This is a genomic window from Cedecea davisae (assembly GCF_044095835.1).
Taxonomy (GTDB): domain Bacteria; phylum Pseudomonadota; class Gammaproteobacteria; order Enterobacterales; family Enterobacteriaceae; genus Cedecea; species Cedecea davisae.
Map to the genome: position 1 here is coordinate 2,176,941 of NZ_CP172054.1, position 24,539 is coordinate 2,201,479.

General features: G+C 56.6%; 22 protein-coding genes. 9 read left to right on the forward strand and 13 right to left on the reverse strand.

Annotated elements, in window-relative coordinates:
- Positions 1-42 precede the first annotated feature (42 nt).
- Entirely contained in the window at positions 43-2,475 is a 2,433-nt protein-coding gene (locus ACG1VR_RS10765) for a formate C-acetyltransferase/glycerol dehydratase family glycyl radical enzyme (RefSeq protein WP_395490909.1), read from the reverse strand.
- Positions 2,476-2,480: 5 nt separating this feature from the next.
- Positions 2,481-3,380: a glycyl-radical enzyme activating protein gene (locus ACG1VR_RS10770; RefSeq protein ID WP_395490910.1), complete on the reverse strand. Its 900-nt coding sequence runs from the start codon at positions 3,378-3,380 to the stop codon at positions 2,481-2,483.
- Positions 3,381-3,517: 137 nt separating this feature from the next.
- Here ACG1VR_RS10770 and fsa point away from each other — a divergent pair, with 137 nt between their 5' ends.
- Complete coding sequence (gene fsa / locus ACG1VR_RS10775) at positions 3,518-4,180, forward strand: fructose-6-phosphate aldolase (protein ID WP_395490911.1); 663 nt, start codon at positions 3,518-3,520, stop codon at positions 4,178-4,180.
- A gap of 33 nt (positions 4,181-4,213) precedes the next feature.
- On the opposite strand, the gene ACG1VR_RS10780 is transcribed toward fsa, so the two are convergent.
- Positions 4,214-4,396, reverse strand: coding sequence for a hypothetical protein (locus ACG1VR_RS10780; protein WP_039898281.1), 183 nt, complete (start codon positions 4,394-4,396; stop codon positions 4,214-4,216).
- Positions 4,397-4,618: 222 nt separating this feature from the next.
- Between ACG1VR_RS10780 and ACG1VR_RS10785 the strand changes: the two genes are divergently transcribed.
- Positions 4,619-5,488, forward strand: coding sequence for a crotonase/enoyl-CoA hydratase family protein (locus ACG1VR_RS10785; RefSeq protein WP_016536674.1), 870 nt, complete (start codon positions 4,619-4,621; stop codon positions 5,486-5,488).
- On the opposite strand, the gene pdeR is transcribed toward ACG1VR_RS10785, so the two are convergent.
- The 10 genes from pdeR to pspF all read right to left on the reverse strand — a co-directional run bounded on the left by pdeR (position 5,485) and on the right by pspF (position 18,402).
- Positions 5,485-7,476: a cyclic di-GMP phosphodiesterase gene (gene pdeR / locus ACG1VR_RS10790; protein WP_395490912.1), complete on the reverse strand. Its 1,992-nt coding sequence runs from the start codon at positions 7,474-7,476 to the stop codon at positions 5,485-5,487. The two genes, ACG1VR_RS10785 and pdeR, sit on opposite strands and share 4 nt — an antisense overlap.
- Before the next feature lie 195 nt (positions 7,477-7,671).
- Positions 7,672-9,606, reverse strand: a complete 1,935-nt coding sequence (locus ACG1VR_RS10795; RefSeq protein ID WP_016536671.1) for an exoribonuclease II — start codon at positions 9,604-9,606, stop codon at positions 7,672-7,674.
- An 85-nt stretch (positions 9,607-9,691) separates the two neighbouring features.
- Entirely contained in the window at positions 9,692-10,867 is a 1,176-nt protein-coding gene (locus ACG1VR_RS10800) for a CMD domain-containing protein (RefSeq protein ID WP_395490913.1), read from the reverse strand.
- 211 nt (positions 10,868-11,078) lie between these two features.
- Positions 11,079-11,870 (reverse strand): enoyl-ACP reductase FabI, encoded by a 792-nt coding sequence (fabI, locus tag ACG1VR_RS10805; RefSeq protein WP_016536668.1) that lies wholly within the window; start codon positions 11,868-11,870, stop codon positions 11,079-11,081.
- Positions 11,871-12,011: 141 nt separating this feature from the next.
- A complete protein-coding gene (gene sapF / locus ACG1VR_RS10810) occupies positions 12,012-12,818 on the reverse strand; it encodes a putrescine export ABC transporter ATP-binding protein SapF (protein ID WP_016536667.1) in 807 nt (268 codons plus the stop codon).
- A complete protein-coding gene (gene sapD, locus ACG1VR_RS10815) occupies positions 12,818-13,810 on the reverse strand; it encodes a putrescine export ABC transporter ATP-binding protein SapD (RefSeq protein WP_016536666.1) in 993 nt (330 codons plus the stop codon). The genes sapF and sapD overlap by 1 nt, the downstream gene beginning before the upstream one ends.
- A complete protein-coding gene (sapC, locus tag ACG1VR_RS10820; protein ID WP_016536665.1) occupies positions 13,810-14,700 on the reverse strand; it encodes a putrescine export ABC transporter permease SapC in 891 nt (296 codons plus the stop codon). Before sapC ends, sapD begins: the two co-directional genes overlap by 1 nt.
- Entirely contained in the window at positions 14,687-15,652 is a 966-nt protein-coding gene (sapB, locus tag ACG1VR_RS10825) for a putrescine export ABC transporter permease SapB (RefSeq protein ID WP_395490914.1), read from the reverse strand. The genes sapC and sapB overlap by 14 nt, the downstream gene beginning before the upstream one ends.
- Positions 15,652-17,289 carry an ABC transporter substrate-binding protein SapA gene (sapA, locus tag ACG1VR_RS10830; protein ID WP_395490915.1) on the reverse strand — a complete coding sequence of 546 codons (1,638 nt, stop codon included), beginning with the start codon at positions 17,287-17,289 and terminating at the stop codon, positions 15,652-15,654. Before sapA ends, sapB begins: the two co-directional genes overlap by 1 nt.
- A gap of 114 nt (positions 17,290-17,403) precedes the next feature.
- Complete coding sequence (gene pspF / locus ACG1VR_RS10835) at positions 17,404-18,402, reverse strand: phage shock protein operon transcriptional activator (protein ID WP_395490916.1); 999 nt, start codon at positions 18,400-18,402, stop codon at positions 17,404-17,406.
- 172 nt (positions 18,403-18,574) lie between these two features.
- On the opposite strand from pspF, the gene pspA reads away from it, so the two are divergent.
- The 7 genes from pspA to tyrR all read left to right on the forward strand — a co-directional run bounded on the left by pspA (position 18,575) and on the right by tyrR (position 24,529).
- Positions 18,575-19,243, forward strand: a complete 669-nt coding sequence (pspA, locus tag ACG1VR_RS10840; RefSeq protein ID WP_016536661.1) for a phage shock protein PspA — start codon at positions 18,575-18,577, stop codon at positions 19,241-19,243.
- Between the two features lie 62 nt (positions 19,244-19,305).
- Positions 19,306-19,530, forward strand: coding sequence for an envelope stress response membrane protein PspB (pspB, locus tag ACG1VR_RS10845; RefSeq protein ID WP_172569842.1), 225 nt, complete (start codon positions 19,306-19,308; stop codon positions 19,528-19,530).
- On the forward strand, positions 19,530-19,889 hold the full coding sequence (pspC, locus tag ACG1VR_RS10850) for an envelope stress response membrane protein PspC (RefSeq protein WP_016536659.1): 360 nt from the start codon (positions 19,530-19,532) through the stop codon (positions 19,887-19,889). The genes pspB and pspC overlap by 1 nt, the downstream gene beginning before the upstream one ends.
- Positions 19,890-19,930: 41 nt before the next feature.
- On the forward strand, positions 19,931-20,164 hold the full coding sequence (pspD, locus tag ACG1VR_RS10855; protein WP_279046275.1) for a phage shock protein PspD: 234 nt from the start codon (positions 19,931-19,933) through the stop codon (positions 20,162-20,164).
- 114 nt (positions 20,165-20,278) lie between these two features.
- A complete protein-coding gene (locus tag ACG1VR_RS10860) occupies positions 20,279-21,676 on the forward strand; it encodes a YcjX family protein (protein WP_395490917.1) in 1,398 nt (465 codons plus the stop codon).
- A complete protein-coding gene (locus tag ACG1VR_RS10865) occupies positions 21,673-22,740 on the forward strand; it encodes a YcjF family protein (protein ID WP_172569844.1) in 1,068 nt (355 codons plus the stop codon). The genes ACG1VR_RS10860 and ACG1VR_RS10865 overlap by 4 nt, the downstream gene beginning before the upstream one ends.
- A gap of 226 nt (positions 22,741-22,966) precedes the next feature.
- Positions 22,967-24,529, forward strand: a complete 1,563-nt coding sequence (gene tyrR / locus ACG1VR_RS10870) for a transcriptional regulator TyrR (RefSeq protein ID WP_016536655.1) — start codon at positions 22,967-22,969, stop codon at positions 24,527-24,529.
- Positions 24,530-24,539: the final 10 nt, after the last annotated feature.

Below are 24,539 nucleotides of genomic sequence, written 5' to 3' on the forward strand. Positions count from 1 at the left end.
GTCAGCCAGTAGTCAGGCGGCGGGGTAACCGCCGCCTTCTCGTCAAAGTGTATGTTCAGTACGGGCTATAATATCATCCTGCGCGTCAGGAGATAAGGCAGTAAAGAAGGCCGAGTATCCCGCTACCCTGACCACTAAATCACGATATTTATCAGGATTTTGTTTGGCATCTATCAGGGTTTCACGGGAAACAATGTTGTACTGAACGTGCCAGCCTTTGTGTGCCTCAAAGAAAGTACGCAGCATAAACATTAATTTTTCCCGATCGCGTGGATTATCCAGCGTCGAAGGATTCAGTTTTTGGTTGAGCAGAACGCCGCCGAGGATTTTGCCGGTAGGCAGTTTTCCAACCGAGCTGATGACCGCCGTTGGACCGAGTCTGTCCGTACCGGAGGCAGGGCTTGCACCTTCGGCCAGCGGGGTTTTCGCTTTTCGGCCATCCGGAGTCGCCATCGTTGCCGCCCCAAACGGCACGTTAGCCGAGATTGAAGAGGTGCCGGCGTAATAGGTTCCGCCAATTGGGCCGCGGCCAAAGCGGGTATTATGGTACTGCTTCAGTTCGTCAATATAGGTCTGGTAAGCGCGGGACAGCAGCATATCCACTTCGTCGTCATCGTTACCGTATTTGGGGGCGCCGTTGATTAACCGCTGGCGCAACTGCTCGCCGCTCAGCCCGTCAAAGTCGTTGGCTAATGCTTCCGCCAACTGCTGCTGGCCGATAATTCCCTCATCGAATACCAGCTTGCGCACCGCCGAGAGGCTGTTTCCAAGGTTGGCAATACCGACCTGAAGACCCGACACCCAGTCGTATTTCGCGCCGCCTTGTTTAATACTTTTGCCGCGCTCGATACAATCATCCACCAGCGCCGAGCAGAGAATATCGTGGGCATTTTCTTCCAGCACCGTGTCCACCACGCACTCTATTTCGATGGATTTTTTAGTGTAATAGCGAATCTGCGTATCCCAGGCGTCCATCACCTCATCAAATGAAGCAAAGTTTCCCTCTGAGAGCGCCTTTTCCTGAGGCAGGAAGATTTTCCCGCTGGTTGCATCGCGGCCATTTTCAAGGCTTGCCAGCATCACTCGGGCAAAGTTAATGAAGCTCATGCCGGTACAGCGGTAGCCCCACTTGCCGCCCACCGCGGTTTCAATACAGCCGATGGCGGCGTAGTCGTAAGCATCTTCGCGGCTGACGCCGATTTTAATAAATTCATCAATGACGATTTCATCGTTGTTAAACGCCGGCATCCCAAATCCGCAGCGGATAACCTGCACGCAGGCGTCGAGGAAGTCATTGCTCATGCCTGCATGGTAGCGAACGCTCAGGTTTGGCTGCGTGGAGCGCAGGCGGCCGCAGGATTCAAGCACCGCGTAAGACAGAGGATTGACGGCATCTACCGCCACGCCGTGTACCAGCGTCTGCCCGCCAATGGTGACGTTCTGGTAGAGCGGGCTACCTGCCGACGCTTTTGAATGCGACCCGGAGCGGATTTTGTTTACCTCGAGTAGCTTCAGCCAGCAACTTTGCAGCAGCTCAATCGCCTGTTCGCGGCCCAGCGTCTGCTTAAGCTCAACGTCACGGCGATACCACGGGTAGAGATACTGATCAAGGCGGCCAAATGAGACGGAGTGGCCGTTGGACTCAATTTGCAGCACCAGTTGAATAAAGTAGCTTAACTGTAGCGCCTGCCAGAACGTTACCGGAGGCTGAGAGGCAATGTGTTCGCAATTCTCCGCTATCGCCAACAGTTCATCGCGACGAGTTTCTCGCGTTTCCTCAGTCGCCATTCTGTTGGCCAGCTCGGCGTAACGCAGGATATGGTCGCTAAGGGCGCTAAAAGTCATATCAATGGCTTTAAGGAACTGCTCTTTATGCAGATCCTCCTGGTCGGTAAGATTCAGACGAGCACGGCGCTCGGTCACCTTATCGCGCAGGCCATTAAGGCCAAGCTCCAGCAGGAGAGGGAAGTTAACCGCCAGATGGGCATCGCCGGAAGTCATATTGCCTTCGGCTTTAATGATGCCGGTTGCGAGCAAGGCTTTTTGCTCGTCGGTAAACATGCCGTAGCACCTGTCCTGCACCGTTTGCCCGCGCCACCACGGGCAAATTTTATGCATCACGGCTTTGTCCGAATCTGAAATCGAGAAGCCTGCGCCGGGACGGTCGCCGAGCTCGTCAATCTCACTTTCTATCCAGCCGACGGTGTATTCCGGGAAGAAAGGTGCGCCGCGAACGTGGCTGGCCTGGTTACCGACAATCAGCTCGTCGTGTTTTATCCAAATGGTACGTTCGGCCAGATGGTGAGCCAGCGCCATCGCGCGGCGAACCGGCAGCGGTTTGTCCTGATGCTGCTGATAAACCTCGGTGTAGTGTTGAGCGCGCTCGGTGCAAACCGGCGGCTTAACGATGTGGATCAACGCTTCTTTATGCGCCTTGATACGCGGGCTAAGAAAGTTCAGGTTCAGTTCGGTCATGATGTTTATCCTCTTATCCAGGCCGTCATGCCTTTTTGGCTGGCGTACTGTTCGGCAAAATGCAGGAGATCCGGCGCATCAAGCGGCGAGCGCGCGGCGCGGTAAGGCTGAGCCAACAGGTTGTATTTGTTGATACCTAAGGTGTGGTAGGGCAAAAAATGGATAGCTTTAGCGCCAATTTCATCGGCGGCAAAATCGCTGATGGCGCGAATCGACTGCTCATCGGCGTTAAAATCGGGGATCAGCGGTACGCGGACCGTCATCTCCACGCCACGCGCCGCCAGTTTGCGGAAGTTATCCAGCACGCGCTCCGCGTTGCCGTCCGTCCATTGGTGGAAGCGCTGCTTCTCTACGTGTTTAAGGTCGGCGAGCAGAAGATCTAAAAACGGCAGCGAAGGCTCGATGTATTTCCATGGCACATGCAGGCAGGATTCAACGGCGGTATTCAGCCCGGCTTGTTTACTGCGCTGCAAAAGTTCGCGAGCCAGCTCAGGCTGCATAAAGGGTTCGCCGCCCGAAAGCGTAATGCCCCCGCCGCTACGCTCATAAAAAGGTTTGTCGCGTAGCGCGGCGGCCATAATGTCGTCGGCGGTTTTTTCTTCTCCGCAGACGGTCAGCGCCTGGGTCGGACAGCAGTTCCTCAGCGTGCTTATTGCGTTTTCGTCGAGTTTGCCGCGCGCAATAATCAGCTCCTGACCCACTCGGGTAACAATCTCAGGTGCCGCCTGCTGGCAGAGATTGCAGTCGGCCAGGCACAGGCGAGGATCGAACAGTAGGTCACATTCCCGGGAGCGGCTTTCCGGGTTCTGGCACCAGCGGCAGCCGAGCGAGCAGCCTTTCAGGAAAACCACGGTGCGTATCCCAGGACCATCGTGTGTTGAGTAACGCTGAATATTAAACAGCATGGCTTCATCTCATTCGTGTTTCTTTCGTAAATTAAATTACTTTCGAATGAAAGTTATATTGATATTGATCAGCTAAACATCCGACAGCCGGGTTATGATGCCCGCAGTGAGAGATGACTCTAAATGTGGAGAGCGTGATGGAACTGTATTTAGATACCGCCGATGTTGCCGCCGTTAAACGTCTGGCGCGTGTCCTGCCATTGCAGGGCGTAACAACCAATCCTTCAATTGTTGCTAAGGCAGGCAAGCCGCTTTGGGACGTTTTGCCCGCGTTGCAGGATGCGCTGGGTGGCGAAGGCAAACTTTTTGCCCAGGTGATTGCCAACCGGGCGGATGAGATGGTTAAAGAGGCTCAACTGCTGACGACGCGAGTGCCGGGGCTGATAGTAAAAGTGCCTGTTACACCGGAAGGTTTGGCGGCGCTAAAACAGCTAAAAATTATGGGCATTGCGACGCTGGGCACGGCGGTATATGGTGCGGCTCAGGGGCTGCTGGCGGCGCTGGCCGGTGCGGAATACGTGGCGCCTTATGTTAATCGTCTGGATGCCCAGGGTGGGGACGGCATACAAATGGTGCAGGATCTCCAGCAGTTGCTGACGCTGCATGCCCCGGATTCAAAAGTGCTGGCAGCCAGCTTCCGCACGCCTCATCAGGCAATGTCCTGCCTGCTTGCCGGGTGTGAGGCGATCACGCTCCCGGTTGATGTGGCCGAGCAAATATTGGTTACGCCAGCGGTGACGGCGGCCATTGAAGGCTTCGAAAAAGACTGGCAGGGTGCGTTTGGCGCATTAAAGCTGTAAAAAATAATAAAGCCGGTGGTTACCGGCTTTTGCTTAAATTTCCCACGGCGACTTTTTCTGCTCGCCGTTCGTTTTATTCCCGTCATTATCTAAACTCAGCAGCTCGGCCTTGAGGATCTCAAGATTATTTATCGCTGAGGCATAATCTTTGGCAACCAGAATATCCAGCACGGTATCAATACGTTTAGCAAGCTGCTGCGGATCAAGCGTTGGCATAGTAAATCCTGTCTGTGTTGGCGAACGAATCATAAATCCATAATGCAAAAAAAGGCCGCCAAAGAGAAGGGCGCACGGCCAATTCTTCGCCTTATCCTTCAATAAATTATCGCACAATATATAAGCAATAATTATTAATCAGCGCATCACATTCATCAAACTACAGCCGTGGATTAGTCTGATCCTGCGATTAACGCACATTCATTTGATGAGGATAAGGCTATGACAGTTATTGACCAAACAACCTGCAAGTTATTTACCGATACTGCACGTTTTACGCAACTGTCTGGATATTACGAAGAAGAGCGACGCACCGTCTGGATGATGCTGCGCTCACGGCCGCGCCCCTGTTTCAATCATGCACTGATAGAGGAAATCATGAATCTGGGATATATCGTCCAGAAGGCCGGATTTAAAGTTGATTTCTGGGTCACCGGTTCGCTGGTCCCCGGGATGTATAACACCGGCGGCGATTTAGGCTTTTTTGTCGAGACGATTCGTAATGGGCGGCGCGAAGCTTTACGCGCCTACGCAAGGGCCTGCGTTGACTGCGTTCATGCTGCCTCTCGAGGATTTGATACCGGAGCAATAAGCCTTGCCATGGTAGAAGGCAGTGCGCTCGGCGGCGGGTTTGAAGCCGCCCTGGCGCACCATTTTCTGCTGGCTCAGCGCGACGCCAGGCTCGGCTTCCCGGAAATTGCGTTTAACCTGTTTCCCGGCATGGGGGCTTATTCTCTGGTGGCGCGCCGCTCCGGCATGAAGCTGGCGGAAGAGCTTATTTATAAAGGGGAGTCACATACGGCGGAGTGGTATCACCAGCACGGGCTGGTGGATCAGCTGTTTGAGCCGGGACAGGGCTACCTCGCCACACGGACCTTCATTGATACCCTGCTGCCGAAATTAAACGGCGTGAGAGCGATGCTGCGAGCGCGCCAGCGGGTGTTGCAGTTGCCGCGCTCGGAGCTGATGGATATCACCGAAGACTGGGTGGATGCGGCATTCTGCCTTGAGGACAAGGACATCGCCTACATGGAGCGCCTGGTACAGTTGCAAAACCGCCACACTTCGACGGCGATGCGTAAGGCCGGTTAGCGCTTTGTCCTCGCCTGATAGCGCTTAAACCAACGCTCGAATACGGCCGCGGGCATTGGTTTCGCAAACAGAAATCCCTGCCGTTCGTTGACGCCGTTCTTGGTAAGAAAGGCGTCTTCTTTTTGATTCTCCACGCCCTCCGCAATCACCTGCAGGTTCAACGCCTGGGCTACCGCCACAATCGCCCGCACCAGAGACTGCGAAACCGAATGTTTGTGAACATCGCGCACAAAAGACTGGTCGAGCTTAATGGCGTCGATGGGGAAGCGTGCAAGCTGGGAAAGCGAGGAGTAGCCGGTGCCAAAATCGTCAAGATGTACCTGAGCGCCAAGCTGGCTGAACTGCTTGATAACCGACAGCGCCAGTTCTTCGTTCTCAATCAGGCAGCTTTCGGTAAGCTCCACGTCAATCGGGCAGTATTCAAAATTAAGATCTTTAAGCGCCTGCTTAAGATCGCTAAAAATCGTCTGGTCCGCTAGCTGACGGGCAGAAACGTTAACCGCCACGCGCAGATTAATACCTTTATCGCGCCATTTCGCGACCTGCTGCACCACGCTGACCATCACCCAGCGACCGAGCGGCACAATCAGCCCGGACTCTTCCGCGTAGGAGATAAACCCCTGAGGCGGGATCAGGCCGCGTTCCGGCGACTGCCAGCGCACCAGCGCCTCCAGGCTACGCACCTCGCCGCGCCAGGTCATTTTCGGCTGGTAGTGAATCACCAGTTGCTCTTTATCGAGCGCCTTGCGCAAATTAGTATCCAGCCATAAATACTCAAACACGCGCTGGTTCATTTCCGGCGAAAACACACAAAACTTGCCGCGGCCGCTCTCTTTAGCGGTATACATCGCGGTGTCGGCATTGCGGATCAGGCTCTCGCGTTCCTCACCGTGCTGCGGGGCGAGCGAAATACCCAGAGAACAGCCGCTGTAAACCTCAATCAGCCCGATGCGGAACGGCACCCTGAGGCGGGTCAAAATGCGGGAGGACATGGCTTCAAGAGAGCCTTGAGAGGTATTGGTCGCCAGCACGATAAATTCATCGCCGCCGAGACGTGCCAGCACCTGGCCCTCTTCGAGGCAGCTTAAAATCGCGAGCGAAACCGCCTGCAACAGCTGGTCGCCAAACATATGCCCGTAGGCATCGTTCACTTTTTTGAAGTTATCCAGGTCAAGATAAACTATGCCAACCTGGCCCGACCCGCGATTTTCGATGGCTTCGGCTATCAGGTCGTAAATGGCGTTGCGGTTGGGCAGGCCAGTGATAGTGTCGGTATTTGCCAGCACGCGCAGCCGCTCCTGAGCGCGGCGCTCTTCGGTAATATCGGTGCCCGAACAGATAAGATAAATTTCATTTTTACCGCTGCCGCTGTGAACGAATTTATTGCGGAACAGAAACAGGCGCTGCCCTTTGCGGGTTTTTACCCAACGCTCCACTTCGTAAGAGCTGCCATTACGAAAAAAACCGCTGATATTACGCTTCGAGGCGGCGGCTTCGCGGCGGCTCATAAATAATTTAAAGACGTTCTGACCGATGACTTCATGCTCTTTCATCCCGGTGTATTCTTCGCTCAACCGGTTGAAACGCTGAATATTTCCCTGTTTGTCGAGGATGACGATAACCGAATTAGCTTCGGAAACCACCTGCTCTGCAAAAGAGAGGCCCTGCACCAGATCGCGAGCGACCGAGTGGGTATCATGCCAGGAGGAAGCCGTGCCGGCCCACTCGCGTTTGGAAACCTTGCGGCCAACCATATGCACCGGCACCTCAATGCCAAAAAGCGAAAGCGTCATGGTCAGGCTGGAGGTAATCACCGTCATTTGGCGAATTTCATCGGCCTGAGCCGAGTCTAATGCCACGACCTGGCCGATGTCGGCGTCTTCGCTGGCCGAAAGCTGCAAAGCGTTACTGTCCGCCGGCAAACGCCAGTACGGGCTGGTTGTTCCCAGATAACGATAAAGCAGGTTCTGCTCCAAATCGTCTTTCATTCTTACTCCTGAGCCTCAGGGAAAAAAATCACCTAAATCTACTATTTATAGTAGCAACAGAAAGCCGATGTTAAAGCCCAGGTGAAAGAGAAAAGATATTGTTTTTGCAGAGGATGTACCAAAAAACAGCCGCCGGGATTTATAGAAATAAAAAAACCGGGCACGTGGCCCGGTTTTGCTGGCTTTGCTGCGCTATCAGGCGGCAGGGCGAGCGATGACGCTGCGAGTTTCCATACGCACTTCTGCGATGGTGACATCGATAACGTCGGTCACTTTATAGGCCACTTCGCCTTTAATTTGCACGGTGCCGTTTTCCTGGCTGCAAACCAGCTCATCACGCACCGCGTGGATGAATGGCGCAGGGATAAACGCAACCGCACCGTTCTCCACCAGGCGTACGCGCATGCCACCGCGGCTGACGTCGATAATTTCCGCCGCAAAGCGGGTATCGGTGCCTGCTTTGGCGTTCAGGAAGCGGGCATACAGCCAGTCGCCGACGTCACGTTCGGCCATGCGGTTCAGGCGGCGGCGTTCCGCCATCTGTACGGTGGTATCTTCGCCAGGGCGCGTGGCGCTTTCGCCTTTGATAATCGCTTTCAGCAGGCGGTGGTTAACCATATCGCCGAATTTACGAATCGGTGAAGTCCAGGTCGCGTAGGCTTCCAGGCCGAGGCCAAAGTGCGGGCCTGGCTCGGTGCTGATTTCCGCGAATGACTGGTAGCGGCGAATGCGGCTGTCGAGGAAGCCGGTTGGCTGGGCATCCAGTTCGCGACGCAGTTTGCAGAAGCCGTCGAGGGTCAGCACTTCCTGCGCGTCCACGGTGATACCGTGAGTTTGCAGCATCGCCGCAAGCTGTTCGGTATTGGCCGGGTCGAAGCCGGTATGGACGTTATAAACGCCGAAGCCAAGTTTTTCGCGCAGCACGATAGCGGCACAAACGTTAGCGGCGATCATTGACTCTTCAACGATGCGGTTGGCGATGCGGCGCGGCTCGGCCACGATATCCAGCACTTCGCCTTTTTCGCCGAGAATAAAGCGGTAATCAGGGCGGTCTTTGAACACCAGAGCATGGTTGTGGCGCCATTCGCCGCGGGCCAGGCAAATGCGTTGCAGCAGACGGATTTGCTGAGCAATCTCTTCGCTCTGCGGCTTCCAGTCGCCTTTTTCTTCAAGCCAGTCGGACACTTCGTCATAAACCAGTTTGGCTTTAGACTCGATGTTAGCGGCGAAGAAATGAATATTGTCCCCGATTGCGCCGTCCTGCTCGATGGTCATGCGGCAGGCAAGAACAGGGCGGGTAACGTTGGCGCGCAATGAGCACAGGTCATCAGACAGTTCGCGCGGCAGCATCGGGATATTGAAGCCCGGCAGGTAGTTGGTGAAAGCGCGCACTTTGGCGATGCCGTCCAGCTTGCTGCCTTCGGCAATCCAGGCCGTCGGGTCGGCGATGGCAACGGTCAGTTGAAGCTTGCCGTCGGCCAGCTCTTCAACGTACAGCGCATCGTCCATATCTTCGGTGCTGGCGCTGTCGATGGTGACAAAGTCCAGGGCGGTTAAATCCTCGCGCACCAGGCCTTCGTCAAGCATTTCGGTCGCCACGCCGTCCGGCGCTTCACGCTCGAGGTTGTGACGTGACAGTGTCACCCACCACGGCGCAAGATGATCGTCCCCGAAGGTAATAAATTGGGTTAACTCCGCGTAAAAACCGCGATCGCCTTTCAGCGGGTGACGGCGCATTTCCGCAACCGCCCAGTCGCCGTTCTGGAAGTCATGCGTCACGCTGCGCTCGGCGCGGCATGGAATGGCGTCTCTTAACAGCGGGTGGTCAGGCACAATCGACAGGCGGTCGTCTTTCTTCTGAACGCGGCCAACAAAACGCGACAGGAAAGGCTCGATAAGCTCTTCCGGCTCGGCAGACTCGCGGTCTTTATCTTTGTGAATAACGGCGCTGATACGGTCGCCATGCATCACTTTTTTCATCTGCGGAGGCGGAATAAAGTAACTTTTATTGGCATCGACTTCGAGGAAGCCGAACCCTTTTTCAGTACCTTTTACCACACCTTCAGCGCGTGGAGTCTGGGAATGCAGTTGCTGTTTTAGCTGCGCGAGCAGCGGGTTATCCTGAAGCATATCGTTTCGTTTTCGTGGCCAAAAGAGCGGCTGACAGTTTTACGCGAAACCACACCCTGCGGCAAGCGCTGATTGCCTGAAAGCCTCAGGGAGCCAGCGTTTGAGCGGTATTCCCGAGGCCAATTTTCAGCCGATTTATCCAGCCCGCAAGCCCGGCGCCCACCAGCAATTTCAGCACTTCCTGTTCGCTAAAACCTTGCTCATACAAAGGTTGAAGCTGGGCGGCGCTGAACCTGTCGGGTGCCCGGGTGAGCAACTGGACTGCCTGGATGATCGCTTTTTCACGCGGGTGATTATGACTCCATGCGTTCAGAGCGCGTTCGCCATTGCGCATCGCGTCCGGCAGGCCTGAATCGCCTTGCCATGCGGCTACCGCATCGCTAAAGCAGGCGGGGCTGCCGTTAATGCGCGACGTCAGCATGATGACCAGCAGTGAATCGTGTGAAACCTGAGGTGTTATCTGCCAGAACAGCCGCGTTAGCTGGCTGAGCGAGGACAAAGCGCGTTCATCGTGGGCCAGCAGCCAGGCAATATCCCGCAGCGCACGTAAAGGCTGGCTGATGCTTAAAATTTCCAGTTGCTCCGGGCGGGCATAGCGCGATTCAACCGGAGCCAGCCCCGGCTGCCAGCTGGCTGGCTCCGGGCCAAACAGCGCAGGGTCGGCATCCTGGAGTCCGTCCAGGCCCGGCAGCCAGCGTACGGGCAGGCCCTGTTGAGCCTGTAAGACGGCAATCGCGCGCGCCTGGAAGCCCACGAAGCCGATAATCTGAGTAAAGGTGACGATATCGTCCACCGAAAGCCCGCATTCATCGAGCTGGGCCAGCGCCACGTCATCAATCAGCGTCGGCTGGCTGGCAAGCTGGCGGGCAAATTGGGTTATTTGGGTCAGGCGGCGATTGCTTTCACGCGAGGAGTCCGGGCCGGGCTGGGGGGCAAGACGAGCGGCATAGTGATTACAAAGACGCTGCACGCCATAAACCTGAGCGACGGTCAGAGCGGTGCTCAGGCGGTCATAGCTGCTCAGGGTATGCAGGCGCGTCACGGCGATGCTGTCGGGCAGCAGAACATGGGCCGCGGCTCTGGCAGCGTCAAGCCACGGAGCCTCAACGACTAATTGCTGTTCTGAAGGCGTTAAATCAAGCAGGAAGCGGTCATCAACCTGCGCCGCTTCGGGAACTAAGGGCAGTACATCCGCCGGGCACAGACTGGACTGGGTTTCATGATACCAGTGGCTTTTACCAGAAAAGCGGCGTTGTTCCATTGTCGTTCCTTGGTCAAAAAGTTTGCAGACCCGGATACAACGTGAATGCCGGGCCTGGTTCGCTGTTTTATCCTGGCGCAAGCTCGGGAGGTGACAAAAGAATGATCGGTGATAATAAATATCGGAAAGCTATAACAAATTCGGGAGCGGGGGAGGAAGGCAGGGGGAAATAGCGAAGCGAGCCTGAGCCCGCCCCGCTAAAGAACCGAAATTAGTCTTTCAGTTCCAGTTCGTTCATTGCTGCGATGCTGAAGCCGCCGTCAACGTGAACCACTTCACCGGAGATACCGGCAGACAGGTCGGAACACAGGAAGGCCGCGGAGTTGCCCACGTCTTCGATGGTAACGGTACGGCGAATCGGGGTAACCGCTTCGCAGTGGGCCAGCATTTTACGGAAGTCTTTGATACCGGAAGCTGCCAGGGTGCGGATTGGGCCAGCGGAGATAGCGTTAACGCGAACGCCTTCAGGACCCATAGCGTTTGCCATGTAGCGAACGTTAGCTTCCAGAGAAGCTTTTGCCAGGCCCATAACGTTGTAGTTAGGGATAGCACGTTCTGCGCCCAGGTAGGACAGAGTCAGCAGGGCAGAACCCGGGTTCAGCATTTCACGGCAAACTTTTGCCATCGCTACAAAGCTGTAGGCGCTGATGTCGTGGGCAATTTTAAAGCCATCACGGGTCACGGCGTTCACGTAGTCGCCATCCAGCTGGTCGGCAGGTGCGAAGCCGATGGAGTGAACGAAGCCGTCAAATTTCGGCCAGCTCTTCGCCAGTTCGGTAAACAGCGCTTCGATGCTCTCATCTTCAGCCACATCGCAAGGCAGCACGATGCTGGAACCCAGATCGGCGGCAAAACCTTCCACACGGCCTTTCAGCTTTTCGTTCTGGTAGGTGAAGGCCAGCTCGGCACCTTCGCGATGCATCGCCTGCGCGATACCGTAGGCAATGGAGAGTTTACTGGCGACGCCAGTGATCAGAATGCGTTTACCGGTAAGAAAACCCATAGCTTTTAATCCTTAATAGTCATTGTTGTTGCGGCCAGCAGGTGAAAAAACAGGCAGGCCGACGTTAAGACCGGGCGATTCTAACATGAGTCTAACGTAAGCGTTAATCCGACCACTTTCCCGCTGTGGGAAAAGTGGGGTTTAACGATCTTTACGCCAGGCGTCAGCGGTTAAAGCCTCGCCAAAGTGGCTGGCAATCAGCCGCTTAGTCAGTTCATGAAGTGGCGAGGCCAGTACATCGGCGGTGCTGCCGCGCTCGACCACTTCACCTTGATGCATCACCATTACCTGGTCGCTGATGTGTTTCATCATGCCAATGTGCTGCGTGACGTAAATATAAGATATTCCTTGTTTTTCCTGCAATTCCAGCATCAGGTTGATCAGCTGGGAGCGCATCGACATATCCAGCGAAGCCAGCGCCTCGTCGGCGATAATCACCTTCGGTCGCAGGATCAGCGCGCGGGCCAGACCCAGGCGCTGTTTTTGCCCTGGCGCCAGCATATGCGGATAGTAACTGGCGTGATCGGGCAGCAGCCCAACCATACGCAGGGTTTCCAGAATGCGCTTTTGCCGCAGCTCCGGCTCCAGCTCGGTATTCAGGCGCAGCGGAAAGTCCAGAATCTGTGAGATACGCTGGCGCGGGTTAAGCGAGGTGCTGGGGTCCTGAAATATCATGCGTATACGCTGACTGCGCCAGGAGTAATCGCCGTAATGCAGCGGATGATCGTCAATCACCAGTTCGCCGGTGGTCGGCTCTATCATTCCGGCCAGCATTTTCGCCAGCGTGGACTTACCGGAACCGTTCTCGCCGATAATGGCCAGCGTCTGCTTCTCGCGCAGCGTAAAATTGAGCGGCTTTACCGCCTCAACATGCTGACGCCGGAACAGGCCGGTGCGGTAGCGAAACGTCTTACTTAAATTGCGGACTTCCAGCAGCGTTTCGACCATTACTGACTCTCCATATTCAGCGGGAAATGACAGGCATACAGATGATTTTTCACCCCTTCAAGCCGCGGCGCTTCAATACATTTGCGCTGGGCGTAAGGGCAGCGCGGGCCAAGGCGGCAGCCCATCGGCAGTTGTTCCAGCAGCGGGATAGCGCCCGGCATAGTGTTCAGACGGCTTTTATGCGGCATTGAGCTGCCAAAATCAGGGATAGCGCGGATCAGCGCCTGGGTATAAGGATGGTGCGGCGTCGTCACCAGATCTTCGCTGTTGGCGCTTTCCACCGTTTGCCCGCAGTACATCACGTTAATCTTGTCGGCCCACTGGCTGAGCATTTGCAGGTCGTGGCTGATAAGCAAAATCGTGGTGTTGTTGTTCTGGTTCAGCCGCGTCAGCAGGCGGAAAATCTGCGACTGCGTGGTCGGCTCCATGGCATTGGTCGGTTCGTCCGCAATCAACAGGCGCGGCTGGTTGGCAAGCGCGATGGCAATCATCACCTTCTGGCATTCGCCGTCCGTAAGCTCATACGGATAGCTACTCAGGGCGTCTTTATGGTCTTTGATCCCGACGCGGTGTAGCAGCTCGATGGCGCGGCGTTTACGCCAGCCAAAACGCTGCCACCAGCGGCCTTTATAAGTCCAGCCGGGGATGTTTTGGGTAAGCTGACGGCCGATTTTTTCCGAAGGGTCGAGACAGGACTGCGGCTCCTGGAAAATCATCGATACGTTATGGCCCACCAGCCTGCGGCGTTCGCGGGAGGAGAGGCGCAGCAAGTCGATGTCGTCGAAGCGCATGCGGTCGGCGGTTACGCGCCAGTTGTCTTTGGTAACGCCGCAAATCGCTTTGGCTATCAGGCTTTTGCCCGAGCCGGACTCCCCGACCAGGCCACGAATCTCGCCTTCCGTCAGCGTCATGCTGACGCGATCTACCGCTTTCACCCAGCCTTCTGAAGTCATGAACTCGATGGTCAAATTACGGATATCAAGTAATGGCATTATTGCACCCCCGCATTAATTGCGCGGCGCAGGCCGTCGCCCAGCAGGTTGATAAGCAGTACGCTTATCATAATGGCCGCGCCGGGCAGCATCACCGTCCAGGGCGCAACATAAATCAGCTCCAGCGCATCCCCGAGCATCGAGCCCCATTCAGGCGAGGGCAGCTGTGCGCCGAGATCGAGAAAGCCGAGGGCGGCAATATCGAGAATCGCCATAGAGAGCGCGCGCGTAATTTCCGTCACCAGCGTTGCGGTGATGTTCGGCATTATCGCAAACCATAAAATATTGAGGGTAGAAGCGCCGTCGAGGCGGGCGGCCACCACGTACTCTTTCTCCAGTTCGTCATGCACCGCGCTGTAGACCGAGCGCACCATACGCGGCAGCAGAGCCAGCCAGACGGCAAACATCGCGTGGCTGAGGCTTGGGCCAGCGAAGGCCACCACGATAATCGCCAGCAGCAGCGAAGGAATAGAAAGCAGGGTGTCGAGAATATGGTTGAGCGCCGCAGAGCGCAGCCCGTGAGTCGCCCCGGCAATCACGCCGAGCACGATGCCGAAAAGCGTAGCGGCCAGCGTGACCATAAAAGCGCCGCCAACGGTCGGTGCCGCACCGCTTAGCAGGCGGCTAAGCACATCGCGACCAAGATCATCGGTGCCGAGGAAAAACGAAACCTCACCATAGCGCGACCATGAAGGCGGCAGCAGCTGATAGCCGAGGAATTGCTGATCGATTTGATAAGGTGCGAACAGGCCGCCGAACAGACACAGCAGCACCAGGCCGCCGCAGCCGTAAAGGCCAATCATCGCGGTAGTATCACCATAGAATTTACGCCACGTCAGGCGCAGCGTACTGGGCGGCCGCTTCTCGCGGTAGACGCTATCGTAAGGCATACCATTCCTTATGCTTCAGTGGGTTGGCCATAGCGCCCAGAATGTCGGAAATCACGTTAACAATAATTACCAGCGAGCCGATTACCATCACCCCGGCAGAAATCGCCGAATAGTCCTGCTGGCGAATGGCGTTGATCAGCCAGCGGCCAAGGCCCGGCCAGCTAAACACCACTTCGGTGATCATCGCCAGCGTCAGCATGGTTGAAAATTGCAGGCCAAGACGCGGAATAACCGGCGGCAATGCATTATGCAAAACGTGGCGATGCAGAATAGTAAAGCGAGAGAGCCCGCGCGTGGCGGCAGCTTTCACATAGTTCTGGTCGAACACTTCAATTGTGCTCAGGCGCATCAGGCGAATGACTTCGGTGGTCGGCGCCACGGCCAGCACCGCGACCGGGAGCACCATATGGCGTACGGCGCTGACGATCATCTCGCTGCGGTAAGGGGAGTCGGAGAGCCAGGCATCCACTAACGCAAAACCGGTAACGGATTTTACCTCGTACAGCAGGTCAAAACGCCCGGAAACAGGGAACCAGCCGAGCGTCAGGGAGAAGAACAGCGTCAGCAGCAGCGCCAGCCAGAATACGGGGATGGAGAAGCCCACCAGCGCCAGGGCGCTGATCAGTTTATCCTGCCATTTATTGCGCATGACGCCGGCCAGCATTCCCACCGGAATGCCGATCAGCAGCGCGAAGCCAAAGGCCAGAATGCACAGTTCCATGGTGGCCGGGAACACGTCTCGCAGCTGCTCGTTAATCGACTGGCCGTTAATATTTGAGACGCCAAAATCCCAGTGCAGCAGGCTCTCGCACCAGAATACCCAGGCATTCCACAGCGAGGCACCCTGCAGCGGGGCGTGAGGGGTAAAGTAGTTGAGGCTAAAGCCGACCAGCGCCAGGAAAACCAGGGTGATCAGCAGCAATAGCAGGCGGCGTAAGGTAAAAATTATCATTATTTTTTCACCTCAACATTTTCCCGCGACACCCCGGCAAAAGAAGCATTGCCGAACGGGCTAAGCACCAGACCCTTCATGTCATAGCGGTAAGCCTGAAGGCGCAGGGATGAAGCGAGCGGCAGTACCGGCAGCTCCTCGGAGAGAATATCCTGTGCTTCGTTGTAGGCTTCGATGCGGGCGGCCAGTTGCTGTGAAGCGAGGGCTTTTTGCAGCACGCTGTCGAAGTGCGGATTACACCAGCGGGCGTAGTTAGTCTGGGAGCCAATAGCGGCGCAGCTCAGCATCGGGCGGAAGAAGCTGTCCGGGTCGTTACTGTCCGTGGCCCAGCCTGCCAGGGTCAGGTCGTGGTTCATGTCCATCAGCCTGGCCTCCTGGAAGCGGCCTTCCATCGGGACGATAATCACTTTTACCCCAATTTGCGCCATATCGGCCTGAATCAACTCCGCGGTCTTAAGCGGGCTTGGGTTCCAGGCCTGGGAACTGGTCGGCACCCACAGGCGCAGTTCAAGATTATTGACCCCCAGCGCCTGAAGCTGCTGGCGGGCTTTCGCCGGGTTGTACTCGGTAATTTTTGCGTCGTTGTCATAGGCCCATGAAGCACGCGGCAGAATAGAAGCCGCGGTTTCTGCCGTGCCGTAATAAATCGACTGCATCAGACGCTGGTTATTAATGGCCAGCGCCAGCGCGTGGCGAACGGCGGGATTGTTGAGCGGCGTTTTGTTGGTATTGAACGCCAGATAGGCAATGTTCATCCCGGGGCGGAGCGTCAGGCGCAGGCGCGGATCGTCACGTAAAATAGTCAGCTGGCTTGCGGCAGGCCAGGCCAGCACGTCGCACTCGCCGGTCAGCAATTTGGACAGGCGGCCCGTGCCGCCTGAGCCGAGGTCAACCACCACCTGCTGCATCAGCGGTACGCCGCGCCAGAAGTGCTGGTTACGTGCAAGGCGAATGTACTGCCCGGCGCGATATTCGCTAAGCAGGAACGGGCCAGTGCCCACCGGCTGGCGATCCATCAACTCCTGGCGGTCGGCTTTGCTCAACTGCGCGGCGTATTCGGCGGACATTACGGACGCATAATGCGTCGCCAGGTGCCAGAGGAAGGATGCATCTGGTTTGTTGAGACGAAACTCGACGGTGTTGTCATCCAGCTTGCGCACGCTTTTTACCGTTTCCGGGAATTGCAGGCTGTCGAAATAGGGATAACTGCCGCCGTTAACGTTGTGCCACGGGTGGTTGCGGTCGAAGATGCGCTCGAAAGTGAACACCACATCGTCGGCGTCCAGCGGGCGAGTGGGTTTGAACCAGGCCGTTGTCTGGAACTGGACGTTGCGGCGCAGGTGGAAGCGGTAGGTTGCGCCGTTATCCAGCACTTCCCAGCTTTCCGCCAGCTCCGGCACCAGCCGGTAAGTATAAGGGTCTACGTCCAGCAGGCGGTCATAAAGCTGAGCTGCCAGCGTATCTACGGTCAGGCCGCCGCTGGTCATCTGCGGGTTAAAGGTGTTGACCTGCCCGTTGACGCAATAAACGAACCCGCTCCGGCGAATATCTGCCGGCTTTTCAGCAGGCGTTGCGGCACGCGCCGCGCCGCTCAGGCAGCATAAACCCAGTAACAGGGTGGAGAGCATTCCGCGCATAAGTTTTTGAGTTATCTCAGGTGATAGGCAAAGTGTATCGCACTCTTGCCTTGTCCCCAAAATTACTGGTGACGATCGGCAATTTTCTGCGCAGAGCGATGAAAAAATCGGCGCTTATGACGGCGTGGCCGGGTTTATCTGGTGCTTTTTCATCATCGCCCTTAACTGATGATAACTCACGCCCAGCAGTTCTGCAGCACGGCGCTGGTTAAATGCCGCCTGCTTCAGGCTTTGTTCCAGCAGGCTTTTTTCCTGCTCATTTTGCCAGCCGCGTAGATCGAGCGGCAGCGCGGGCAGGCCGGACGGGGGGCTCTTATCGGCCTTGTGCAGAGGCGCGAGCCTGCGGGTAAAAGGATTCAGAATAATGTTATCCAGCTGCTCATCGCTCGAGCCATGCCGATAAACCGAGCGCTCCACCACATTCTTCAGCTCACGAATATTACCGGGCCAGGCATAGTCGAGCAGCGTTTCGCTGGCATAGTCGGTAAAGCCGGGGAACAGCGGCAGGTTCAGCTCGCGGCACATTTGCATGGCGAAGTGGTTCGCCAGCAGCAGGATATCCGAGCGGCGCTCGCGCAGCGGAGGCAGCATCACCACGTCGAACGCCAGCCTGTCCAGCAGGTCGGCGCGGAATTTCCCCTCTTCGGCAAGCTGTGGCAGGTCGGCGTTGGTGGCACAAACCAGCCGGGTATTAACCTGTAGCGGCTGGCTGCCGCCGACGCGCTCAAGCTCGCCATATTCCACCACGCGCAGCAGCTTTTCCTGTACCAGCATGGGGGCGGTAGCCAGCTCATCAAGAAACAGCGTCCCGCCCTCGGCACGTTCAAAACGCCCCTGATGGCGTTTCTGGGCGCCGGTAAACGCTCCGGCCTCGTGGCCAAACAATTCGCTGTCCAGCAGGTTTTCATTTAGCGCGGCGCAGTTGAGGGAAATAAACGGCCCCTGCCAGCGGCGGGACAGGAAGTGCAGGCGGCTGGCTATCAGTTCTTTACCCGTGCCGCGCTCGCCGATGACAAGAACCGGCTTGTCCAGCGGCGCGAGCCGGGAAACCTGCTCCATTACCTCGAGAAAGCTGTTGGCCTCGCCGATTAGGTTATCTTTGTTATCCGACATGGTTAAATTCACTAATAGTTAGTTAATTTAACCAATATAGCGGCTTTATTTGATAGGTCAAATTTTATAAAATTGATTAAAATCAATGCATTAAAAAGTTGGCATGAACTCTGCAATATCCACTGCGAACAGAGTGCCTGGCACCTGAGATAATGACTAAGAGGATTGAATTATGGGTATTTTTTCTCGTTTTGCCGACATCGTGAACGCTAACATCAACTCGCTGCTGGAAAAAGCGGAAGATCCGCAGAAGCTGGTGCGTTTGATGATTCAGGAAATGGAAGACACGCTGGTGGAGGTTCGTTCCACTTCGGCCCGCGCGCTGGCCGAGAAGAAACAGCTTGCCCGCCGCGTAGAGCAGGCCGTGACCCAGCAGGCCGAATGGCAGGAAAAAGCCGAGCTGGCGCTGCGTAAAGATAAAGAAGACCTGGCTCGTGCCGCGTTGATTGAAAAACAGAAATTGACCGACCTGATTACCACGCTGGAAAATGAAGTGGTTCACGTTGACGAAACGCTGGCACGTATGAAGAAAGAGATAGGCGAGCTGGAAAATAAACTCAGCGAAACCCGCGCCCGCCAGCAGGCATTGACCCTGCGCCATCAGGCGGCTTCTTCTTCACGCGATGTTCGTCGCCAGTTGGACAGCGGTAAGCTGGATGAGGCGATGGCGCGTTTCGAATCTTTCGAACGCCGTATAGACCAGATGGAATCCGAGGCGGAAAGCCACGGCTTCGGCAAGCAAAAATCGCTGGACTCGCAGTTTGCCGAACTGAAAGCGGATGATGAAATCAGCGCTCAGATCGCCGCGCTGAAAGCAAAAATGAACCAGGATAATCAATAATAATCCAGGCCGCGGCTGCGCATGGCGCGCCGCGAGTCGAGCCTGACCCGTAAGGAGTACACATGACCGCGCTTTTTCTTGCTATACCGCTGACCATCTTTGTGCTGTTCGTCGCGCCTATCTGGCTGTGGCTTCATTACAGCAACCGGCCCGATGGCACTCAGCTTTCACAAAGTGAACAGCAACGACTGGCGCAGTTGACTGATGAGGCGCGGCAGATGCGGGAGCGCATTCAGTCTCTGGAGCAGATCCTCGATGCCGAACATCCGAACTGGAGAAATAACTAATGGTGAACTCATTTTCCGGTCGTAAGCTGTGGCGCATCCCTGAGAAAGGGATGGTAAAGGGCGTTTGCGCCGGTATTGCCCAGTACCTTGATGTGCCGGTCAAACTGGTCCGCGCCATCGCCATTTTGTCGATATTTTTTGGCCTGTCGTTCTTCGTGCTGGTGGCCTACATCGTCATGACGTTTGTTCTTGACCCGATGCCCTACGGCGCGGATGAGAAAAGCGACCAGCCTACCAGCCGCGACCTGCTAAACGCGGTGGATGCCGAACTGGCGGCGGGGGAGCAGAAGTTGCGTTCGATGGAGCGCTATATCACTTCTGATACCTTCACGCTGCGCAGCCGCTTCCGCCAGCTATAGTCCGAAACCGGGAGGGCGACCTCCCGCCGTTGTGAGGAGTTATGATGACTAAGTTTCAATCCGTTTCGCAAAAAGCAAAACCCGGCCTGCAGCTGGCGGGGAAACTGGCCCTGCTGGCCGCGCTGCGGTTTGGCCCGGCCGGGTTTGCAGCATGGGCGATAAAGTCCGTTGCCCGCCGCCCGCTAAAAATGGTGCTGGCCGTGGTGCTGGAGCCGCTGCTGACCCGCATTCTGCGTAACGTTTCCGACCGTTACGATCGCCGCATGGCAAAATAACCTCCCTCCCAACGGCGAGTTTTTTCGCCATAACGCTTTGATTCGTGGCAATCAGCCCTATTTGATATTATCAATGAAGGTATTTCCCCCAGGCCTAAGGCAATCAGGACGCTTATGAACCGAATCAAAAATGAACTTAACGCCCTGGTTAACCGGGGCGTCGATCGTCATTTACGTCTCGCGGTAACCGGGCTTAGCCGCAGCGGCAAAACCGCTTTTATCACCGCAATGGTTAACCAACTGCTCGGTATTCATACCGGCGCGAGGTTGCCGATGCTGAGCGCCGCGCGTGAAGAGCGGCTGCTTGGCGTAAAACGCGTGCCCCAGCGCGATCTCGGTATTCAGCGCTTTACCTACGATGAAGGGCTGGCACAGCTGTACGGCACTCCTCCGGCATGGCCTACGCCGACTCGCGGCGTCAGCGAAATGCGCCTTGCGCTGCGCTATCGCTCCAACGATTCGCTGCTGCGCCATTTTAAAGACACTTCAACTCTCTACCTGGAAATTGTTGATTACCCGGGCGAGTGGCTGCTGGACCTGCCGATGCTGGCTCAGGATTACCTGAGCTGGTCGCGGCAGATGACCGGCCTGTTACAGGGCCAGCGTGCTGAATGGTCAGCCGAGTGGCGCCGCCTGTGCGAGGGGCTGGACCCGTTAGCGCCCGCCGATGAGAACCGCCTTGCTGCTATCGCAGAGGCGTGGACCGATTATCTTGTGCGCTGCAAAAAAGAAGGGCTGCATTTTATTCAGCCGGGGCGCTTTGTACTGCCGGGCGACATGGCTGGTGCGCCCGCGCTGCAATTCTTCCCGTGGCCGGACGTGGACGGCTTCGGCGAGTCCAGACTGGCGCAGGCGGATAAAGGCAGCAATCTCGGAATGCTGCGCGCACGCTTTGACTATTACTGCGAAAAAGTGGTCAAAGGTTTCTATAAAAATCATTTCCTGCGCTTTGACCGACAGATTGTCCTGGTCGACTGCCTTCAACCGCTTAACAGCGGCCCGCAGGCGTTCAATGATATGCGCCTTGCGTTGACTCAACTGATGCAGAGCTTCCACTACGGGCAGCGCACGTTGTTCCGCCGCCTGTTTTCCCCGGTTATCGACAAGCTGCTGTTTGCCGCGACTAAAGCCGACCACGTAACGGTTGACCAGCACGCGAACATGGTTTCGCTGCTCCAGCAACTGGTGCAGGACGCATGGCAGAACGCGGCTTTTGAAGGCATCAGCATGGACTGCATGGGGCTGGCTTCGGTGCAGGCCACGCAAAGCGGCATGGTGGAAGTGCAGGGTGAGCAAATTCCCGCCCTGCGCGGGAACCGCCTTAGCGACGGCGCACCTCTGACGGTTTACCCCGGCGAAGTCCCTTCGCGCCTGCCGGGTAACGCCTTCTGGCAAAGCCAGGGGTTTCAGTTTGAACAGTTCAGGCCGCAGGTTATGGATGTGGACAGGCCGCTGCCGCACATCCGTCTGGACGCGGCGCTGGAGTTTTTGATTGGAGATAAATTGCGATGAGCGATCCTATCAAACCGCGCATCGACTTTGCGCAGCCGCTTGAGGCGGTGAAGGAGCAGGACTGGAAGGCGGCTCATGCCTTTAGCGAGCCGGAGGCGGAAAAATTCACCCCGGTTGCCGCCACCTTTGATGAGCTGGCCGAAGACGAAGGGCAGGCCGAGGCGGCGGTTGAAGCCGCGCTTAGGCCAAAGCGCAGCCTGTGGCGAAAAATGGTCACGGCGGGCCTGGCGCTGTTCGGCGTTAGCGTCGTTGCTCAGGGGATCCAGTGGACGCACAACGCCTTTGTGGCGCAGGACTGGATTGCGCTCGGCGGCGGCGTTGCCGGGGGATTAATTGTCGCCGCCGGTGTGGGGTCGGTTGCCAGCGAATGGCGGCGGCTGTGGCGGCTGCGTCAGCGCGCTGAAGAGCGTGACGAAGCACGAGATCTGCTGGCAAGCCACGGCAGCGGTAAAGGGCGTGCATTTTGCGAGAAGTTGGCCGCTCAGGCCGGGCTGGATAAAGGCCACCCGGCGCTGCAACGCTGGTACGCTTCTATTCACGAAACCCATAACGATCGCGAAGTGGTCTCGCTGTATGCCCAGCTTGTGCAGCCGGTGCTGGACGCTCAGGCAAGGCGCGAAATCAGCCGGTCTGCCGCCGAGTCCACGCTAATGATAGCCGTCAGCCCGCTGGCGCTTGTCGATATGGCGTTTATCGCCTGGCGTAACCTGCGCCTGATCAACCGCATCGCCACGCTGTATGGCATCGAGCTTGGCTACTTCAGCCGGATTCGCCTGTTCCGCCTTGTGCTGCTGAACATCGCCTTCGCCGGGGCCAGCGAGCTGGTGCGGGAGGTCGGAATGGACTGGATGTCTCAGGATATTGCCGCCCGGCTCTCCGCCCGTGCCGCTCAGGGCATTGGTGCGGGGCTGCTAACCGCGCGCCTCGGCATTAAAGCGATGGAGCTTTGCCGCCCGCTCCCGTGGCTGGAGGGCGATAAGCCGAGGCTTGGCGACTTCCGTAAACAGCTGCTGGTGCAGTTGAAAGAGACGCTGGCCTCGGGGAAAAACAAAGCGGCTCATTAAAACGAGTATCAGCGACAACAAAGGCGGCTGCGGCTGCCTTTTTTCATTTACAGCTTTGGGTAAAAATAATCTTCTCGTTGACCAGTGGTTTGCCTTTCAGTGTCAACTTTTCATGACAGGTATCTTCTTGCCGGGGACTAACTGAGTTATCATTCTCTCAACTCTATGAGAGCTCAGCCTCAGGCTGACGGACATAGGCCGTTTACTGCAAAATAAGGTCACCTGCATGCGTCTGGAAGTCTTTTGTCAGGACCGCCTTGGTCTCACACGCGAACTGCTCGATCTATTGGTACTGCGCGGTATCGATTTGCGCGGCATCGAAATTGACCCGATTGGGCGTATTTACCTTAATTTCTCCTCCCTTGATTTTGAATCCTTCAGCAGCCTGATGGCTGAAATTCGCCGCATTCCCGACGTTACCGACGTGCGTAAAGTGCCGTGGATGCCGTCCGAGCGTGAGCACCGCGCCCTGAGCGCGCTGCTGGAAGCGCTGCCGGAGCCGGTGCTGTCGCTGGATATGCGTAGCAAGGTTGAGCTGGCAAACCCGGCCAGCTGCACGCTGTTCGGGCAGAGTGAAGACCGCCTGCGCAATCACAATGCCGGGACACTTATCAGCGGCTTTAACTTTACCCGCTGGCTGGAAAGCGAGCCTCGCGACTCGCATACCGAACATGTCGTGATCCATGGGCAAAACTTCCTGATGGAAATCACCCCGGTTCACCTGGACGGGGAAGATAAACAGCCTCTGCTGGTGGGTGCGGTAGTGATGCTGCGCTCCACGGTGCGCATGGGTCGCCAGCTGCAAAATCTTTCCAGCAGCGATTTCAGCGCCTTCGACCAGATTGTTGCCGTTAGCCCTAAAATGCGGCAGGTGGTTGAGCAGGCTCGTAAACTGGCGCTGCTGAACGCGCCGCTGCTGATTGTTGGCGATACCGGCACAGGCAAAGATTTGCTGGCTAACGCCTGCCACCTGAGCAGCCAGCGCGCACAGAAACCTTATCTGGCGCTGAACTGCGGCTCAATTCCTGATGATGTGATTGAAAGCGAGCTGTTCGGCCACGCGGCGGGTGCTTACGCGAACGCCGTCGAAGGCAAAAAAGGCTTCTTCGAGCAGGCCAACGGCGGCTCCGTATTGCTGGATGAAATCGGCGAGATGTCGCCGAGGATGCAGACCAAACTGCTGCGCTTCCTGAATGACGGAACCTTCCGCCGCGTAGGCGAGGAGCACGAAGTCCACGTCGATGTGCGCGTGATTTGCGCCACGCAGAAGAACCTGGTTGAGCTGGTACAAAAAGGCGAGTTCCGCGAAGATCTCTATTATCGCCTGAATGTGCTGACGCTGAATCTGCCGCCGCTGCGCGATCGTCCGCAGGACATCATGCCGCTGACCGAACTGTTTGTTGCCCGCTTTGCCGACGAACAGGGCGTTCCGCGTCCTAAACTGGCGCATGACCTGAGCAGCGTGCTTACTCGCTACGGCTGGCCGGGCAACGTGCGCCAGCTTAAAAACGCCATTTATCGCGCGCTGACCCAGCTGGAAGGCTACGAACTGCGCCCGCAGGACATCCTGCTGCCGGACTTCGATACCGCAAGCCTTGCGGTGGGCGAGGAGGCGATGGAAGGTTCGCTGGATGATATCACCAGCCGCTTCGAGCGCTCGGTGCTGACCCAGCTTTATCGCAGCTATCCAAGTACCCGCAAACTGGCAAAACGCCTTGGGGTTTCACATACAGCGATAGCCAATAAGCTGCGCGAATATGGCCTGAGCCATAAGAAGAGCGAAGAGTAGAAAAAGAAAA

What these genes read in the sequence shown, in the direction of transcription:
- ACG1VR_RS10765 (WP_395490909.1), bottom strand. Translation starts at nt 2,475, where the DNA reads ATGACCGAACTGAACCTGAACTTTCTTAGCCCGCGTATCAAGGCGCAT.
- ACG1VR_RS10770 (WP_395490910.1), bottom strand. Translation starts at nt 3,380, where the DNA reads ATGCTGTTTAATATTCAGCGTTACTCAACACACGATGGTCCTGGGATA.
- fsa (WP_395490911.1), top strand. Translation starts at nt 3,518, where the DNA reads ATGGAACTGTATTTAGATACCGCCGATGTTGCCGCCGTTAAACGTCTG.
- ACG1VR_RS10780 (WP_039898281.1), bottom strand. Translation starts at nt 4,396, where the DNA reads ATGCCAACGCTTGATCCGCAGCAGCTTGCTAAACGTATTGATACCGTG.
- ACG1VR_RS10785 (WP_016536674.1), top strand. Translation starts at nt 4,619, where the DNA reads ATGACAGTTATTGACCAAACAACCTGCAAGTTATTTACCGATACTGCA.
- pdeR (WP_395490912.1), bottom strand. Translation starts at nt 7,476, where the DNA reads ATGAAAGACGATTTGGAGCAGAACCTGCTTTATCGTTATCTGGGAACA.
- ACG1VR_RS10795 (WP_016536671.1), bottom strand. Translation starts at nt 9,606, where the DNA reads ATGCTTCAGGATAACCCGCTGCTCGCGCAGCTAAAACAGCAACTGCAT.
- ACG1VR_RS10800 (WP_395490913.1), bottom strand. Translation starts at nt 10,867, where the DNA reads ATGGAACAACGCCGCTTTTCTGGTAAAAGCCACTGGTATCATGAAACC.
- fabI (WP_016536668.1), bottom strand. Translation starts at nt 11,870, where the DNA reads ATGGGTTTTCTTACCGGTAAACGCATTCTGATCACTGGCGTCGCCAGT.
- sapF (WP_016536667.1), bottom strand. Translation starts at nt 12,818, where the DNA reads ATGGTCGAAACGCTGCTGGAAGTCCGCAATTTAAGTAAGACGTTTCGC.
- sapD (WP_016536666.1), bottom strand. Translation starts at nt 13,810, where the DNA reads ATGCCATTACTTGATATCCGTAATTTGACCATCGAGTTCATGACTTCA.
- sapC (WP_016536665.1), bottom strand. Translation starts at nt 14,700, where the DNA reads ATGCCTTACGATAGCGTCTACCGCGAGAAGCGGCCGCCCAGTACGCTG.
- sapB (WP_395490914.1), bottom strand. Translation starts at nt 15,652, where the DNA reads ATGATAATTTTTACCTTACGCCGCCTGCTATTGCTGCTGATCACCCTG.
- sapA (WP_395490915.1), bottom strand. Translation starts at nt 17,289, where the DNA reads ATGCGCGGAATGCTCTCCACCCTGTTACTGGGTTTATGCTGCCTGAGC.
- pspF (WP_395490916.1), bottom strand. Translation starts at nt 18,402, where the DNA reads ATGTCGGATAACAAAGATAACCTAATCGGCGAGGCCAACAGCTTTCTC.
- pspA (WP_016536661.1), top strand. Translation starts at nt 18,575, where the DNA reads ATGGGTATTTTTTCTCGTTTTGCCGACATCGTGAACGCTAACATCAAC.
- pspB (WP_172569842.1), top strand. Translation starts at nt 19,306, where the DNA reads ATGACCGCGCTTTTTCTTGCTATACCGCTGACCATCTTTGTGCTGTTC.
- pspC (WP_016536659.1), top strand. Translation starts at nt 19,530, where the DNA reads ATGGTGAACTCATTTTCCGGTCGTAAGCTGTGGCGCATCCCTGAGAAA.
- pspD (WP_279046275.1), top strand. Translation starts at nt 19,931, where the DNA reads ATGATGACTAAGTTTCAATCCGTTTCGCAAAAAGCAAAACCCGGCCTG.
- ACG1VR_RS10860 (WP_395490917.1), top strand. Translation starts at nt 20,279, where the DNA reads ATGAACCGAATCAAAAATGAACTTAACGCCCTGGTTAACCGGGGCGTC.
- ACG1VR_RS10865 (WP_172569844.1), top strand. Translation starts at nt 21,673, where the DNA reads ATGAGCGATCCTATCAAACCGCGCATCGACTTTGCGCAGCCGCTTGAG.
- tyrR (WP_016536655.1), top strand. Translation starts at nt 22,967, where the DNA reads ATGCGTCTGGAAGTCTTTTGTCAGGACCGCCTTGGTCTCACACGCGAA.